This window comes from Rhodohalobacter sulfatireducens (genome assembly GCF_022012475.1).
GTDB classification, from domain to species: Bacteria; Bacteroidota; Rhodothermia; order Balneolales; family Balneolaceae; genus Rhodohalobacter; species Rhodohalobacter sulfatireducens.
This window is the reverse complement of the sequence record NZ_JAKLWS010000002.1, coordinates 98,093-114,534: the sequence shown is the minus strand read 5'-3', so window position 1 is coordinate 114,534 and position 16,442 is coordinate 98,093. Positions and strand designations below refer to the sequence as shown.

General features: G+C 42.0%; 13 protein-coding genes. 7 read left to right on the top strand and 6 right to left on the bottom strand.

The window, feature by feature from the left end; all coding sequences use genetic code 11:
* Positions 1-56 precede the first annotated feature (56 nt).
* Positions 57-1,394 carry a Gfo/Idh/MocA family protein gene (locus L6773_RS02680; RefSeq protein WP_237852305.1) on the bottom strand — a complete coding sequence of 446 codons (1,338 nt, stop codon included), beginning with the start codon at positions 1,392-1,394 and terminating at the stop codon, positions 57-59.
* Positions 1,395-1,997: 603 nt separating this feature from the next.
* Here L6773_RS02680 and L6773_RS02675 point away from each other — a divergent pair.
* From L6773_RS02675 to L6773_RS02645, 7 genes are all read left to right on the top strand, one after another.
* Positions 1,998-3,137: an SIS domain-containing protein gene (locus L6773_RS02675; RefSeq protein WP_237852304.1), complete on the top strand. Its 1,140-nt coding sequence runs from the start codon at positions 1,998-2,000 to the stop codon at positions 3,135-3,137.
* A 33-nt stretch (positions 3,138-3,170) separates the two neighbouring features.
* The gene (locus tag L6773_RS02670; protein WP_237852303.1) at positions 3,171-4,388 is read left to right on the top strand and encodes a class II D-tagatose-bisphosphate aldolase non-catalytic subunit; all 1,218 of its coding nucleotides are present in this window, start codon (positions 3,171-3,173) and stop codon (positions 4,386-4,388) included.
* 28 nt (positions 4,389-4,416) lie between these two features.
* Positions 4,417-5,373: a carbohydrate kinase family protein gene (locus L6773_RS02665; protein WP_237852302.1), complete on the top strand. Its 957-nt coding sequence runs from the start codon at positions 4,417-4,419 to the stop codon at positions 5,371-5,373.
* Positions 5,370-6,200 carry a class II fructose-bisphosphate aldolase gene (locus tag L6773_RS02660; RefSeq protein WP_237852301.1) on the top strand — a complete coding sequence of 277 codons (831 nt, stop codon included), beginning with the start codon at positions 5,370-5,372 and terminating at the stop codon, positions 6,198-6,200. The genes L6773_RS02665 and L6773_RS02660 overlap by 4 nt, the downstream gene beginning before the upstream one ends.
* A 47-nt stretch (positions 6,201-6,247) precedes the next feature.
* Positions 6,248-7,174, top strand: coding sequence for an EamA family transporter (locus L6773_RS02655; RefSeq protein ID WP_237852300.1), 927 nt, complete (start codon positions 6,248-6,250; stop codon positions 7,172-7,174).
* A gap of 5 nt (positions 7,175-7,179) precedes the next feature.
* Positions 7,180-8,208: an amidohydrolase family protein gene (locus tag L6773_RS02650; protein ID WP_237852299.1), complete on the top strand. Its 1,029-nt coding sequence runs from the start codon at positions 7,180-7,182 to the stop codon at positions 8,206-8,208.
* Positions 8,209-8,273: 65 nt separating this feature from the next.
* Entirely contained in the window at positions 8,274-10,091 is a 1,818-nt protein-coding gene (locus L6773_RS02645; protein ID WP_237852298.1) for a sodium:solute symporter family protein, read from the top strand.
* 260 nt (positions 10,092-10,351) lie between these two features.
* On the opposite strand, the gene L6773_RS02640 is transcribed toward L6773_RS02645, so the two are convergent.
* From L6773_RS02640 to L6773_RS02620, 5 genes are all read right to left on the bottom strand, one after another.
* Positions 10,352-11,974: a sulfatase family protein gene (locus L6773_RS02640; protein ID WP_237852297.1), complete on the bottom strand. Its 1,623-nt coding sequence runs from the start codon at positions 11,972-11,974 to the stop codon at positions 10,352-10,354.
* Positions 11,958-12,722 (bottom strand): transcriptional repressor AgaR, encoded by a 765-nt coding sequence (gene agaR / locus L6773_RS02635; protein WP_237852296.1) that lies wholly within the window; start codon positions 12,720-12,722, stop codon positions 11,958-11,960. Before agaR ends, L6773_RS02640 begins: the two co-directional genes overlap by 17 nt.
* A 361-nt stretch (positions 12,723-13,083) precedes the next feature.
* Positions 13,084-14,025 carry an N-acetylglucosamine-6-phosphate deacetylase gene (locus tag L6773_RS02630; RefSeq protein WP_237852295.1) on the bottom strand — a complete coding sequence of 314 codons (942 nt, stop codon included), beginning with the start codon at positions 14,023-14,025 and terminating at the stop codon, positions 13,084-13,086.
* Between the two features lie 12 nt (positions 14,026-14,037).
* A complete protein-coding gene (locus L6773_RS02625) occupies positions 14,038-14,787 on the bottom strand; it encodes a glucosamine-6-phosphate deaminase (RefSeq protein WP_237852294.1) in 750 nt (249 codons plus the stop codon).
* 140 nt (positions 14,788-14,927) lie between these two features.
* Positions 14,928-16,442, bottom strand: a complete 1,515-nt coding sequence (locus L6773_RS02620; protein WP_237852293.1) for a sodium:solute symporter family protein — start codon at positions 16,440-16,442, stop codon at positions 14,928-14,930.

Genomic DNA, 16,442 nt, shown 5'->3' with positions numbered 1-16,442 from the left:
AAAGCCGGTTAGTACGACTACATTTATGCATATGGTAACTAACCAACTTATTTAGATTAGTAACCGAGCTCTTCCGGCAGAAATATCGGTTTGTTTGTCATCCATTTTCCGCGCGTAAAGTCAGGGAAGTCAACCGGCTCGCCGCCTTTTGCAATTGATTCTTCAGAGAGTGCCACAATCGCAGCACTTGCAACTGCCGAATATACATCAAGAGGGGGTGTTACCTGTCTCTTAATCGATTGCACAAATGCGTTTCTGATAAACCAATCTTTCCCTCCATGCCCGGCTCCTTCGGCCTCGGCTTCATGTTTTTTCCAGATTGAAGAGTCAAATTCATCTTGATATGGCTCAAAATCTTCCCAGGAATGGTTCGGACTTCGTCCTTGAATATAAATTCGGTCTGCTTCAACCTGCCAGAGACCGTTGGTTCCCTGAACTCTAAAAGCCTTATTATTATCGCCGCGTGGCAATGTAGTGTCATGAATCACATAAACGGTTTCGCCATTTGCTGTGGTTAGAGTAGCGGTGACGATATCACCTTTTTTGAAATCTGTATCCTGGTATGGATGATCCGGCCCTCCGTTTTCATCGATATATTTTTCAAGTCCGCGAGATTTACTGGCAAAGGCGGACAGTGTGAGATAACGGTTTCCGCGATAGATATCCAGCCAGTGGCCAATCGCACCTGTTCCATGGTCGGGATATAGCAGTGCATTTCGTACCATATTGTGATGCGTTCTCCAGTCAGGCGTATCATTTCTTTCCGGACCCGGTCCGAACCGGGCATTATCTCTAAATAGCACTCCATATAAATTGTGTTGATAACCACCCTGGCAATGAACCAATTCCCCAAACAAGCCCTGCCGAACCATATTCAATACAGCCATCACATCTCGCTGATAGGTTGTGTTTTGCAAAGGCATTAATGGCATTCCTGTTTCTTCAGATGTGTCTACCAGATCCCAGCAACCCTCAATTGAAATCGCGGCAGGTATCTCAACTGCTACATATTTTCCGGCTTTCATTGCAGCAACACTCTGCTCTACATGATATTCCCAGGGTGTACTAATCACGATACCATCCAGATCATCTCGTTCCAACATATTCAGATAATCTTCGGGACCGTTTGTATAAAGTTCAGGAGTTCCTTTGCCCGCATCAATAACTCGTTGCTGCGCTCGCTGAGCATTTTCTAAGTCAATATCACAGATTGCCGGAATCTCGGTATCTGCCCGACTTGCAATACCTCTCAGGTGTCCACCCCCCCTGGATCCAACACCGATAAAACCAATTCTTGCTTTACGATCATCCTGACCTTTCATAATATTGAACGGCATTACAGATAGACCGAGGCCTGCGGCTGAACTTGTTTTAATGAATTTTCTTCTGTCCATGATTTCTGAGCTTTATGAATTATATAGAACAAATCGTACAGGTTTGTTTTATTTAAATCTGTTTTCTTAAGTTCTCCAGCTTAAATAATTGATTCTGTAACAAGAATATATTTAAAGAATAAGAAATACAACGAAACTTTTTAATAAAAATAGTAAATAAAAAAAATACTGAAAATTTATTTTTCCCTTTATGTAGGAAATTTTAAACGACATTAGTGTTATATTCGTAAAAACATAAAAGTGTCAGCTCAAGTCAGTTTATTGTATCAGAGCTCTCATTTCCTTCCATAATAAATGTTGTATCTAAATACCAAATAAAACTATCGTATCTAATGCCGTTTTACTCTAGTTAACTCCTTATTAATATTCATTAATAACTATATGAAATTTTGATTATGTCGGTGGAAAAACCTAAAAGAAATGTTAAAGAAATTACATTTATTATTTTTTTTATTCTTATTATTTAATTGCGTTTTAATTTCGTTTAGTGTTTTTTTAGATTAAACGGAATTTTAAATTATACTGGTAATGATGAGCGTGGCTTCATTTTTTTTGTTAATCTGAGTGTTGTTACCCTCTTTGTCTACTAATTCAATTATTATTATGGCTATAGAAAAAACGAATACCATTCATACAAGGAAAGAAATCGAAGGGCAGCCGGATCTTTGGATGGAAACTTTCGAACAGACCATTAATGACAAGAGAATTGAAGACTTTTTAAAACCCCTTTACAAAAAAGAAAAGTTAAATGTAGTTCTGACCGGGGCAGGTAGTTCATCGTTTATCGGTGAGACCGTTGAAACCTATTTTAGATTTATGCCCGGAGTAAATGCCAGGGCAATTTCAACTACAACTCTGGTCACTCATTTCAAAAGTCTTATAGATTGTGAGACACCACTTCTCTTGATTTCATTTGGACGATCCGGAAATAGTCCCGAAAGTAATGCAGTTGTTGATATCGCAGAACGCTTCAGTAAAGAAGTACATCACATAGCGATAACCTGTAATGCTAAAGGGAAACTTGCTCAAACTGTGAATCATTTAAATAACGGCCTGACTATTATTTTGCCCCCGGAGTCAGAAGATAAGGGATTGGCAATGACCGGCAGTTTTACTTCAATGATTTTAACAGCTCTCTATATTGCCAATTCTGAAAATTCAGACGGACATGCGGAGATCATTAAAAATATTTCCAGCAACGCAAAAAAAGTTATCGATCGTTGTTCTGCAGAATTAAAAAATCTATCGTTTAAAGCGTTCAACAGAATTGTATTTCTTGGATCCGGACCTCTGCAGGGAATTGCTAAAGAATCGCATTTAAAGGTACAGGAGTTAACCGACGGAGTAGTTGTCGGTAAGTTTGATTCTTTTCTTGGATTCAGACATGGCCCAAAAGCAGTCGTAAACAACAATACCGTTGTCGTATTTTTATTCTCTACAGATGAAAAAGTGTTCAGGTACGAGAAAGATCTTGTGAATGAAATACTTCAGGATGGCATAGCAATGCACAGTATCGGTGTATTTTGTGATGAAAAACAAGCAATCGATATGGACCTGGACCAGAAAATTATTTTCGATCTAGACAATTCATCGAAAGGGTCTGCTTGTAATTCTGTTTTATATGTTTTACCGGCTCAATTACTTGGATATTATAAATCTCTTGACCTGGGTTTAGACCCCGATGCTCCCTCCCATAACAATGTTATTAATCGAGTTGTAAAAGGAGTAAAAATTTACAACTGATTTTCATCAAAAATTTGAATTTGAATCAATAGAATGTCGATTCCAGCTTTAAGAAATATTATTTCAAATCTTATTACAAAAGAAAATGTAAACAAAACTCTATTGGCCGTCTGTCCAAATTCCGAGTCTGTAACCCGGGCTGCACTTCTTGCATCAAAAGAAGCGAATGCACCCATGTTATTTGCAGCAACCTTAAACCAGGTAGACCGCGACGGAGGCTACACCGGGTGGACACCAAAAGAGCTGACTGCTTTTATTGAGGAGCAAACCGAAAGAATCGGACTCACCTCTCCAGTATATACCTGTCTCGATCATGGTGGGCCCTGGTTAAAAGACAAGCACACAACAGAAAAACTCAGCTATGAAGAAACCATGGCAGAGGTAAAAACAACTCTTGAAGCATGTATAGATGCCGGATATGCGCTTCTTCACATCGATCCCACGGTTGATATCCGACTTGGCAATGAAGAACCGATTCCCATAGACCTCGTCGTAGAGCGTACGCTTGATATGATTGAGCACTCAGAGATTTATAGAAAAGAAAATAGCTATCCCCCAATCAGCTACGAAGTGGGTACCGAAGAGGTACACGGCGGACTTGCCAATATGGAAAGTTTCGAGCAGTTCTTGACCGGTCTGGATGAAGGGTTAAAAGAAAAAGGACTGGAAGATGCCTGGCCATGTTTTGTGGTTGGCAAAGTTGGAACAGACCTTCATACAAGTTTATTTGACCCGGAAGTGGCAAAGAATTTAACATCAAACGTAAAGCCATACGGCGCTCTTATTAAAGGACACTACTCGGATTATGTAGATAACCCGGAAGACTATCCTCTGAGTGGAATGGGTGGCGCAAATGTGGGGCCTGAATTTACCGAAGAAGAGTTTATCGCTCTGATGGAACTCGTAAAACTTGAAAAGAAAATCGGTAAAGATTCTGGCTTACAAGATGCTTTAAAAAATGCTGTTATTGACAGTAACAGGTGGCAAAAATGGCTCTCCAAAGAGGAGAAAGGAAAAGATTTTGATGACCTTACGGATAAACGTCAGCTTTGGCTGATGCGAACTTGCAGCCGATACATTTGGACTGCAGATCAGGTTGTAGAAAGCCGCAAACAGCTATATAAAAACCTGGATGGTTTCAGAGACGCCGATGCATTTGTAATCTGGCACCTGAAGAAGTCGATTATGAAGTACTATCATAATTTCAACTTGATTAACTTCTCATCTGAACATTCCGAATTCTTATCCTAAACGCTCTAAGACCTGAAAGTTCTGATTTATGAGTAACGATAGTAAAACGAATGATATTCTTGTTGTCGGCGAGCTGAATGTTGACCTGATTTTAAATCAACTAAATAAGCCACCTGAATTTGGAAAAGAGCAGCGGGCTGATCAAATGACCTTGACACTTGGTAGCTCCTCAGCCATTTTTGCTTCTAACTGCTCAAGCCTTGGTTCAAAAGTAACCTTTTGCGGAAAAGTAGGTGATGACAGTTTTGGAAATTTTGTGATGCAGTCGCTCGCTGAAAAAAATGTAAGTGCAGATAGTGTTATTGTTGAAAAAAATCTGAAAACCGGTGCTACCGTGATCTTCAATTATGATGATGATCGGATGATGGTAACTCATCCCGGTGCGATGGAGCACATGACTGTTAACGAAGTACCTGAAGAGGTGATGAGAAAAAGCCGGCACCTGCATACATCAGCTATCTTTTTTCAGCCAGGAATTAAAAAAGACCTTGTTAAACTATTTTCAAGAGCCAAGAAACTTGGCCTTACCACATCGATGGATACACAATGGGATCCAGAAGAAGAGTGGGATATTGATATCGAAAAAATTCTTCCGGTGCTCGACTTCTTTCTACCCAACGAAGATGAATTGATAGCCCTTACGGAAAGCTCATCTCTGCAGGAAGCCTTAGATAAAATCTCCGGTTTTGACACCACCGTGATTGTAAAACAAGGAGAGAAAGGCGCAACCATGTTCCGAAATGGAAAAACGCGTTCCATTCCCGCCTATAAAATTACAGATTATGTTGATGCAATTGGGGCAGGCGACAGTTTTGATGCAGGGTTTATTTCATCGTTTCTGAAAGGAAAGAACCACGATGAATGCCTGGAAATTGGTAATATGGCGGCGGCGGTATCGACGACTGCTGCCGGGGGAACGACGGCAATTACAAGCTTTGATTATGTAATTGAAAAAGGAAAGACGATGGAGCTTTCTTCCACATGACTTTACAGGACAAATTTAAAGAGCTTGAGATTGAAGGGAAGGCCTTACTGGCCACAAACTTTTATAACTACGAGACTCTTACAGGTGTCCTTAAAGCGGCTCAAAGCACCGGTTTCCCGATTATTTTGCAGACCAGCCCAAGTACTATTGATTACCTCGGAATTGATGTTGCTGCAGCACTCGCGAGATCAGCACTGAAAAAACACAATGTAGAGGGCTGGCTTCATCTCGATCATGCCCATTCCTACAGTTTAATTAAAGAATGCCTTGATGCCGGGTATGATTCAGTGATGATCGACGCAAGCGAAAAATCGTTTTCTGAAAATGTAGATATAACATCACAGATTACCGAACTGGCAAAGAAGTATGGTGCAAATGTAGAAGCAGAGCTTGGTTACGTTGCAAAATTAGGCCAGGTACAGGAAAAAGAATCCGGTTTCACAGATCCTGATGATGCAAAAAAATTTGTTGACCTAACCGGTGTCGACGCGCTGGCTGTGGCCATCGGGTCGGCACATGGTTTCTATAAAGCAGAACCCAATCTCGACCTGGACCGATTGGCCAAAATCGACGAAGCCACATCCGCCGCTCTCGTGCTACATGGCGGATCCGGTATTCCTGAAAAACAAATACAGAAAAGCATTCAGCTCGGTATCAGAAAAATTAACCTTGCCACAGAGATTAAAAATAAGTTTATGAACACCTTGCAGAAGGATCTGAAAGACAATGACGAGATCGATTTGAGAAAGGTCTTTCCTTCAGCTATTGAACAAGTCAATAAATTGGTTCAGGCAAAACTACACATGATTAATCAACCGAAGTCTTGAAAAAACCTTAGCAAGAATTCAATAAAAACTAAAAACAAACCGAAACTATGAAATCCAAAATTTGGCTGATATTTGCCCTTGTTACGACAATCTTCTGGGGTGTATGGGGAGCTTTTATTGAAATTACAGAACAAGCCGGATTCCCGGCTACACTTGGATACGTGGTTTGGTCCCTCACCATGATCCCTCCCGCCCTGTTTGTATTGAAACTTGTAGACTGGGAAATAGAATATGATAAACGTTCTATACTTTTGGGAGCTGCCATCGGATTTCTTGGTGCCGGGGGACAACTTATCCTGTTTCACGGGGTCAGTATTGGTCCTGCTTACATCATTTTCCCGATTATTGCACTTTCACCGGTTATTACTGTACTTCTCTCTATTTTAATTCTCAAAGAGAAGACCAATGCCACAGGTTGGATAGGAATTGTGCTGGCTTTAATAGCGATTCCGCTTCTCTCCTATCAACCCCCGGATAATACAGCTGTAGAAGGTTACTGGTGGTTGGTCTTGGCTCTCGGGGTCTTTTTTGCTTGGGGAATCCAGGGATTTTTTATGAAATTTGCTAACGAGACAATGAGTGCAGAAAGTATCTTTTTCTACATGGCCTTGACGGGAGTACTTCTCTCGCCCATCGCCATTATGATGACCGATTTTTCACAAGATATTAACTGGGGATTTAAAGGGCCCTATCTTGCATTTTTAATTCAAATATTGAATTCAATTGGTGCCTTGTGTCTTGTTTTTGCTTACAGATACGGGAAAGCAATTGTCGTTTCTCCACTTACAAATGCTATAGCCCCTGTAATCACGATTGTGATATCTCTCGTACTCTATGCTGTTTTTCCACACACAGTAACGTTGATCGGGATGGTTGTTGCCATCGTAGCCACCTTCCTGCTTGCCATTGTTGAAGAGAGTACGGAACAGGTCGAAGAAATTGATGAAAAAGTTGACGAAGTCTTAGCGGAATAAGAAACATGACATCATTAAGTGAAGATTTATACAACGAGATTCCGAAATTCGATGCACACATCCATCAAAATGTAAAGCGTACGGCTATTTTAGATATAGCTGAGAAAGATGGATTTCAACTGGTGAGTATTAACACCGAAGTCCCAGATTTTCCGGGCATCACCGAACAGCGGGATGTAATTTGTGAGTTGAATGAAAATATTGATGATCCGGAAACCCTGAACTTTATCACAACTTTTAATACTAAGAATTGGGGGAAATCCGATTGGCAGGATGATGCCATCGAACAGATCAAAAAAGGGCTTGAAAAAGGTGGGATTGCCGTAAAAATCTGGAAGAATATTGGGATGGAGTTGAAAGATGAAGACGGGGATTACCTGATGTCTGATCATCCCTCCTTCGATCCGATCTATGAATTCCTGGCTGATGAGGGAGTTCCTCTCGCTGCACACCAGGGCGAACCCAAAAACTGCTGGCTCCCGTTGGATAAAATGACAGTAGAAAGCGATCGGGATTACTTTTCGAAACACCCGGAGTATCATATGTTTCAGCATGATAACGTTCCGTCGTATCATGAGCATCTGGTAGCACGCGATAATATTCTCAACAAACACCCAAAATTAAACTTCATCGGGCTTCATTTGGCAAGTCACGAATGGAGTGTGGAAAAAGTAGCTAATTGGCTTAATAATTTTCCAAACACCGCCGTGGATCTCGCCGAACGGGTGTGTCACCTTCAGTATCAAGCCATCAACAATCATAATAAAGTGAAAGAGTTTGTTGAGGCTTATCAAGACCGAATTATTTACGGATCAGACCAGATAGACGACGGGAAAATGAAAGCTGAAGAGATTCAAAAATTGATTCGAAGTAAATGGACCAGCGAGTTCAACTTCTTTGCATCCGGGGATGTACAATCAGCCTGGAATGTGGCTCAGCCGTTTAAAGGACTGGGACTTTCAAAAGATATTCTTAAGAAGGTTTTTTATAAGAATGCTTTGAAGTATTATCCACGTATTCAGAATTCTAACTAATCGTTTTATTTAATGCTGCTGTGTAATTAGGCACCGCATATCTACATTATAAATACCTCAACCCTATGTTATTATCCACCGTTGATTGGCTTATAATTGCGTTATACATGATCTTCTCATTGGTTGTGGGATTATGGGTTATGAAACAGTCCGGAAAGGACTCAACCGAATTTTTTGCAGCCGGAAAGAATATGCCCTGGTGGTTGTTGGGAATTTCCATGGTTGCCACAACCTTTTCCACGGATACTCCGAATTTGGTGACAGATATCGTTCGCCAAAACGGTGTTGCCGGAAACTGGACCTGGTGGGCATTTCTATTGACGGGAATGCTAACCGTTTTTGTTTATGCAAATCTATGGAGAAGATCCGGGATACTTACGGATGTGGAGTTTTATGAATTGCGTTATAGCGGGAGATCAGCCGCTTTCTTGAGAGGTTTTCGGGCGGTCTATCTTGGATTGATTTTTAATGTAATTATCATGGCAACAGTTTCCCTGGCTGCTATCAAAATCGGAAGTGTATTGATGGGTATTACGCCGCTTCAAACGATTCTGATAGCCGGGGTTGTGACCGTTATATACAGTGCTCTCGGCGGATTGCGGGGTGTTTTGATTACCGACTTTTTCCAGTTTTTCCTATCGATTCTGGGTGGACTTGTAGCGGCCTATGTTGCATTACAGCATCCTGATGTGGGTGGAATGAGCGGTTTGTTCAGCCATGAAGATGTTTTTCCTAAACTGAATATTCTTCCTGACTTTTCTGATAACTCTCAACTCGTTTCACTACTGATTATTCCATTGGCGGTGCAATGGTGGAGTGTTTATTACCCGGGTGCTGAACCCGGAGGCGGCGGGTATGTAGCCCAGCGAATGTTTGCTGCAAAAGATGAAAATCACTCAATCGGTGCAGTTTTTCTTTTTAACGCCCTCCATTATGCTTTAAGGCCGTGGCCATGGATTATTGTAGGCCTTGCCTCAATCATTGTATTTCCGGACTTGGATTCCATTCGGCAGGCGTTTCCACAGGCAGCCAATGTTGTAGATCACGATATGGGATACCCTGCCATGCTTACATTTTTACCCGTCGGCTGGATGGGGCTTGTCATCGCCGCTTTGATTGCAGCTTATATGTCCACAATCTCTACGCATCTAAATTGGGGGTCATCCTACCTTGTGAACGATGTTTACAAACGATTCTTAAAGCCGGAAAGTTCTGAAAAAGAATTGGTAAATGTGGGGCGAATTACAACTGTATTCTTAATGATTCTTGCAGGTGGACTTGCCCTTATGATGCAATCCGCACTGAATAACTTCCAGATTATTCTTCAAATCGGTGCCGGTACCGGCCTCATTTTTATTCTTCGATGGTTTTGGTGGCGTATCAATGCCTGGAGTGAAATTGTAGCGATGATTGTCTCCTTTGTGGTAGCACTCTATTTTCGGTTTGTACACACTCAGGTTGGATTTTCCGTTTTGGAAAGCTGGGAGGAACTTATCATCGGAGTGATTGTGACGACTATATCCTGGTTATTAGCTACCTATCTAACTCGCCCTACATCAGAAAAAACTCTTATTGACTTCTGCAGGCTGATTCGGCCGGGCGGACCCGGGTGGAAAAAGATTACAGAGCTTGGAACGGAAAAAGGCCTCTCCAAAGCTGAACTTGAAGATGAAGCCTGGAGAGTTCCGAAGGGCATTTTATGTATGGTTCTGGGCTGTGTTGTGGTCTACGGAATTCTAATCGCTACCGGCTATTGGATCTACGGAAATATTGGGCCGGCTGTATTCTTAACCGTTATTGTTGCTGCTTCTGCCTGGCTTTTAATTCGAGAGTGGAAAAAGCTTGTTCAAATCACTCCTGAGATTTCAGAATCGGGAGACTAAATCCATTCTTATTTAATTTGAACTTGGAATTAGAATACTAAGAGTTAATATAAAAAGTCTCCCTTCGCAGAAGCATTCAGGACAGGGTCTTTTCTTATGAGGAATTTAGGCAGCCTACAAAAAAGTTTTGGAAGTTATGTTTAGTTGAAACAGTATTTTGTTTCAATTTTAAGATTTTACCTCCTTTCTACCTCCCCTTGCCCCTCCTAATCATAGGAGGGGATTTCATTCTCAACCTTATTAACCAGAACTCAGGTTACTTATTGACTCTGTTCAGGCAGTGGCTCAGTCTCAAAATCTGAGTCGTTCACCCAACCTGTGTTCATCTCTTCACCGTTCATAAAACGCTGGTAGAAGTTTTGAGTCCCGCTGTCCATGTACGGGAACACCTCGAATATATAGCCTCTGCCCATTACTCTTGGATCATTTTGTTCTTTCAGCTTTCGGTAAAGCTCTTCTGCCAAATGGTTTTTTTGATCGCTATAAGCCGGATCATCCGCCAGGTTATGGAGACAGTTTGGATCCTCTGAAATGTTGTAAAGCTCTTCAAATGGACGTTTTCCGAAATTCCATTGCCAGTAATGATACATCCCTGCAGTGGTACGATGATCTAAAATAAAACTCTTCGTAGGACTACCGTCTGTATTCAGGTAACCCGTTTCCGGATTTCCCACAGGCCATCGATCCTCTTCAAAATTACGCAAATAGAGGAAATCACCTTTCACAATTCCACGAACAGGATATCCCCAATCGTACGGTCTGCCGACATCATGTCGCTCTTTACCTAAGATTACGTGATCTCTTTCCTCATTCACCTGTCCTTCCCTATCAGAAAACAAAATATCTGTAAGGCTCTTCCCAACTGTTGGATGCATTCCTGTATCCTTCCATTCAAGACCGGCGAGCTCAATAAATGTCGGCGCAAAATCTGCAAAACTCACAAAATCGTCCACAACCCGTCCGGGTGATTCAATTCCGTTCGGCCACATAATTGCTAACGGCAGATGAGCTGATTGTTCATACAGTTGTCCCTTAATTCTGGGAAAAGGCATACCGTTATCAGCGGTTACTACGACGACCGTATTATCAAGTTCACCGATCTCCTCAAGGTGTGCAAGCATTCTCCCGAGATGCTCATCGAAATATTCGATCTCCATCGCGTAATCCAGCATATCTACTCGGATTGAATCCGTATCAGGCCAGAATGACGGTATCTCCTTAATTTGATTGATCTCCTTTCCGCCAATTTGAACTCCGGAACTGTACACATATCTACGATGTGGCTCGTGCCCTCCATACCAGAAAGAGAACGGTTGATCTTTATTTTCACGAGATTCTAAAAAGAATTCAAAGTTCGCAGCATAATCATTGGAATTGATTGCGGAAGTGGGCGGTTGCATCGTCATTTCATTATAGGGTGTTCCCGCCAAGTGTCTGGGTGAACCATCCGTGGTTTGTGCGATTCCCGGAGCCCATCCCTTCCCGGTGCTGCCGACAAAATACCCCTCCTCTTCCAATACTTCTGTGAAGACTTTAAACTTCTCAGGGAAATCAGGCCAGTGATTTGCCGCTTCCTCCAATTGCCAGGAATTCCGGCCGGTTAGAATAATCGAGCGGGAGGGAGCACATTTTGGATTCGGCACATAAGCACGTGTGAATAGAATTCCCTGATCGGCAACGCGATCAAAAGCTGGTGTCTGTACCCAATCGGTGCCATACGCGGAGGCATGCGGAAATGATTGATCATCACTAATGGCAAAGAGAATGTTCGGCCGATCCTGAGCCTGCGCTTTCAAAAGTGAAAAACAGAGAAAAAAGATAGACAGGCTCAAAACTCCTGTACTTACGAAACGACCGAAATAACATCTATACTTTAATGACATCAATATTTCTCCTTAACAACTCTCGTTCAAACTCAACTGAAATATTGGTATCGGTTATTAAGGTACTTATGACATCCACATCGCAAATGTAGGAAAAGCTGTGACGTCCAAACTTACTGGAATCCGTAATGGCAATGACCTGCTGTGCACGCTCTACCATAATTCTGTTTAACTGAGCTTCCATGGGGTTGGGTGTTGTCAGTCCAAAGTTAATATCAAGTCCATCAACCCCCAGAAAGAGCTTATCAAAATAATAGTTGCTAATTGTAGCTTCAGCTTCGGGCCCAACCAGAGAAAAGGATTCTTTCCTGAGGAGTCCACCGGTCAACATCACGCTCATACTTTCCAGGTTCCCGAGTTTTAAAGCGAGATTAATCGCATTCGTCATGACGGTGAGATTCTTTTTGCCGTTCAATCGCTGAGCGATCTCCATTGCTGTTGTCCCGGAATCAAGTAGAATGGAATCCCCGTCTTTGATAAGTTCAACGGCTTTCTCACCAATTCTTTGCTTTTCTTTTCGATAGAGTTGTTGTTTTTCCTCGAGACTGGGATCCTCATAAACGCTTTTGCGAAGAAGTGCACCGCCATGTGTCCTGTGAACGATTCCTTTCTTCTCTAAAAAATCTAAATCATTTCGAATGGTAACACTTGAAACGTCAAATTTTTCACTTAATGCATCGACCCGAACTTTGCCATTTTTTTGAATAATTTGGATGATACTGTCTCTTCGCTCAACGGTTGATCTCATATACAGGTTATTTTAGTTGGTAGATAAAGCATAAAAATAGAAATCAGATTAAAATAAGATTAGTTTCGAATTCTTTTCTTTGGAAGAAAATGTAAAAAATTGAATCATCAAAAAAAATAAAACATTCTTCTGATCCCTCTCACTATAAAAACCCGTCTATCATATGATGCGAATTTACATCACAAACACATGCAGTTGTAAGAGATATCAATTATAGAAAAATTCTCTTTTTTAAAAATCTAAAGTGGCGTAAAACCCACCGTCCCTATTCCAAAACTTGCTTAAAAAGACTCATCTGATTTCAATACTCAATGATGATGAATCGGAAGCTAAAAGCAGCTTGAGTAATTATTTTACCGAGTTAACCTAAGCGGTCGATGATCGATTGCGGATTAATATCTAAAATCTCTAAAGAGTTATAAAATCCAACAGATGATAGATCTTGCTCATCGATAAAATTGAGTGACCTCATGTAACTTATACACTCCCTCATGGTGGAGGAAGAGCCAACTAAATATCCTGTTTCTGGATTAAACAGGCGGCCGGATTCCTCAAGAATCACATCATTTCCAAGTGTTGAATAGTTCCCGGGGGAGAGTCCTGCTATGGGTGAAGCATCACTGACGATAATTGTATTTGAAGCACCTTTAATCTTCAAAATTATCTTAATCAATGAAGGCGGCAGATGGTGACCGTCAGTTATAATCATCGCTCTAAGATCGTCATTTGCTAAGCCAGCCCAAATGGGATTATTGTGGCGATCGATCATTTGTGGGATACCATTTCCCAAATGCGTCAGCAAGCTTGCGCCGGAATCGGAAAGTCTTTGAAGATCAGTTTCGCTCGCCAATTGATGCCCCAATGAAACTGTAACTCCCTTATCTACAGCATGGCGACATAGCACATCAGACTGTTCAAGTTCTGCAGCAATGGTAAGAAGCTTCACTTTACCATCCGACCACTCAACTAACTGATCAAAAAAAACAAGATCCGGTTGCAGAACCCATTCTGGATTGTGGGCTCCCCTTGCTCCATCCACATCAGAGATAAATGGACCTTCCAGATGAATACCCGGTATGTGATCTTTCAGATCATCTCGCTGTATAGCTTTTGAGATCATTTGGAGATTTCTCTCATATATCTCCTTAGATGATGTGATGATCGTCGGAAGAAAAACAATTGTACCGCTTTTAATAAGCTCCCGACAAGCATACAGGAATCGTTCTTCGGTTAACTCAGAACTTGAAAAATCAACTCCTTTATATCCGTTTACCTGGAGGTCAACATATCCCGGGATTTCCATTGCAGGGGTGATCTATTTGTAGTCGAGGGTTAACATAGAAGCTGATTCCTGGTCCAAATAAACATCACAATGCTGATGAGCCTGCAGGATAGATGCCGGATGTAGATTTGTGATCTCACCCTCCATACAGTTTCTCACAGCCTCTGCTTTTCTTTTGTCCGGTACCGAACAGATGATATTTTTTGATTTCATAATCTGTTTGATCGACATACTAATCGCCTGTTTTGGGACATCTTCAATCGATTCAAACCAACCTTCGCCCATCTGCTGCCGTCTGCAAGCTTCATCCAGTTCCACAACGATGTACGGTTTTTCAGTTTCAAAATCTGCGGGTGGATCGTTAAACGCCAGGTGTCCGTTTTCGCCGATTCCGACCAAAGCCACATCAATATCTATTCTTGATATAATACCATTCAAACGCCGGCATTCCTCTTCGGGATCTCCGCTATCTCCGTCAATATAGTGTGTGGCTTTCAATGGCGGCACTTTTTGTTCGAACCGTTCTCTCAGGTATTTCCTGAAACTTGCGGGATGTGTTTCCGGAAGATCCACATACTCATCCAGGTGGAACATGGTTACCTTCGACCAGTCGATATCAGGCTCCTCAACAAGATTTCCCAATGTTTCAAACTGACTCGCGCCGGTCGCCAGGATAATATTAGCTTCTGATTTCTCCTGAATGGCAGACCTTATTTTTTCAGCTGCATCAGTTGCTGAATGTTTTCCTAATTCTTTTTTCGTATCAAAAATTTGAATGTTCATATTATCGATTTATTAATATAATGGTGAAATTTTACTTGTTGTAAAAGTCCTCTTTCGTACCACACTTTCCGAAGCTCTGCTTCTTTTTAATCATCATAAACCGAACTTCACCGATTCACTGTACTTTTGCAATTGCCCCTTCAGTCCTCCTTCCCCGACGTTTCCGGACGCTGCAAAGGTGAAATTTCATCAAGTTTTAATTGGTCCAGCAACATCTCCACTTCTTCTGATACCTTCTTATTTCTGTTCAGCCATCCAATCAAAAGAAACAAAATAAATGACACGATAAAAGGAGTCGCAATTTGAACCACCTGGACCGATATGATCAGATACTTTACTATAATAAAACTCATCAATCCGCCGGTGATGGAAACTATGGCAGCCCTTGAATCGCAGTGACGAAATTGCGGTAATAAACCCAAAATCATGGGGATGGAAATCGGACCGACAATGGCTGCAAACCAAGAAATAAGCAAACCTAAAACTCCACCAAACGATTCCGCGTTAATTGCAATAACAAGTGTCAATGCCGTAAAGACAAACGTTGAAATTCGAGCCAGTTTAAGGGAGTGCTCCTTTTTCATGTCCTGGAATTTCTCGGACAGATTCGGCAGAATATCCCTGGTAATCACGGCTGAAATAGTATTGGCATCGGATGAGGTCATCGACATGGTATTCGCAAACATGGACGCCAGCACTAAACCGACTAAACCCGGAGGAAGTAGTTCCTGGGTCAAGAGTGCATAGGATTCTGTGGGATCTTCTAACCCGGGCAGGAGTATCGGGGCGGCCCACATCGGAAAGAACAGGATCAGCGGCCAAACCAGGTACAAAATTCCGGAGAAAATGGCGGCTTTTCGAGCATCTGAACCCATTGGGGACGAAATATACCGGGTTGCCAGATTCCAGGTCCCGCCGTTGTAACTCATAAAGTTGATAAACAGGAATGCGAGTGCAAATCCGGGCGTATACGGATCATTAAACAGTTGTCCATGATCGGAGGGAAGCTGATCCCAAATCGTAAAGATTGAATTAAACCCTCCAAGAATATCCAGGGTGATAAAAAACATCACAAATCCGGCTGTAATCTGCACTATGAACTGAGCAAAATCGGTCCAGACATCTGCCCATAATCCACCAACGGTTATATAGATTAACGAGATGCCCCCGGCCAACAGAATTCCAAAAAGTAATGATGTCCCCGTAAACACATTCAACAATACGGCAATGGCCGCCCATTTGGCTCCTACGTCAAAAAGTTTGAGTAGAGCACCGCTCCATGCCATTAACTGCTGGGTGGGAAGATTATAACGAGTTTTCAGGTACTCGGTCGGTGATTCGATATTCAGTTTATTCCGAAGCCGTGACCATCGCGGAGCAATGAAAAAAGCGCCGAAAATTGTGGTCACTGAAATTGTAAACGCCCACCAAACATAGATTGCAAATCCGTGGGTGTACGCCAATCCTGCATAGGCTACAAAAACGGCTCCGCTGTATCCAGAGATATGATGAGATATCCCGGACAACCACCATGGCAGCTTTCCCCCCGCCACGAAAAAATCACCGGAATCACCCACTTTATTGAATGACCAAAACCCGATAACGACCATCACGAGAAAAAACAGGCCGAGTACTATCCAATCAAGTTGCTGCAT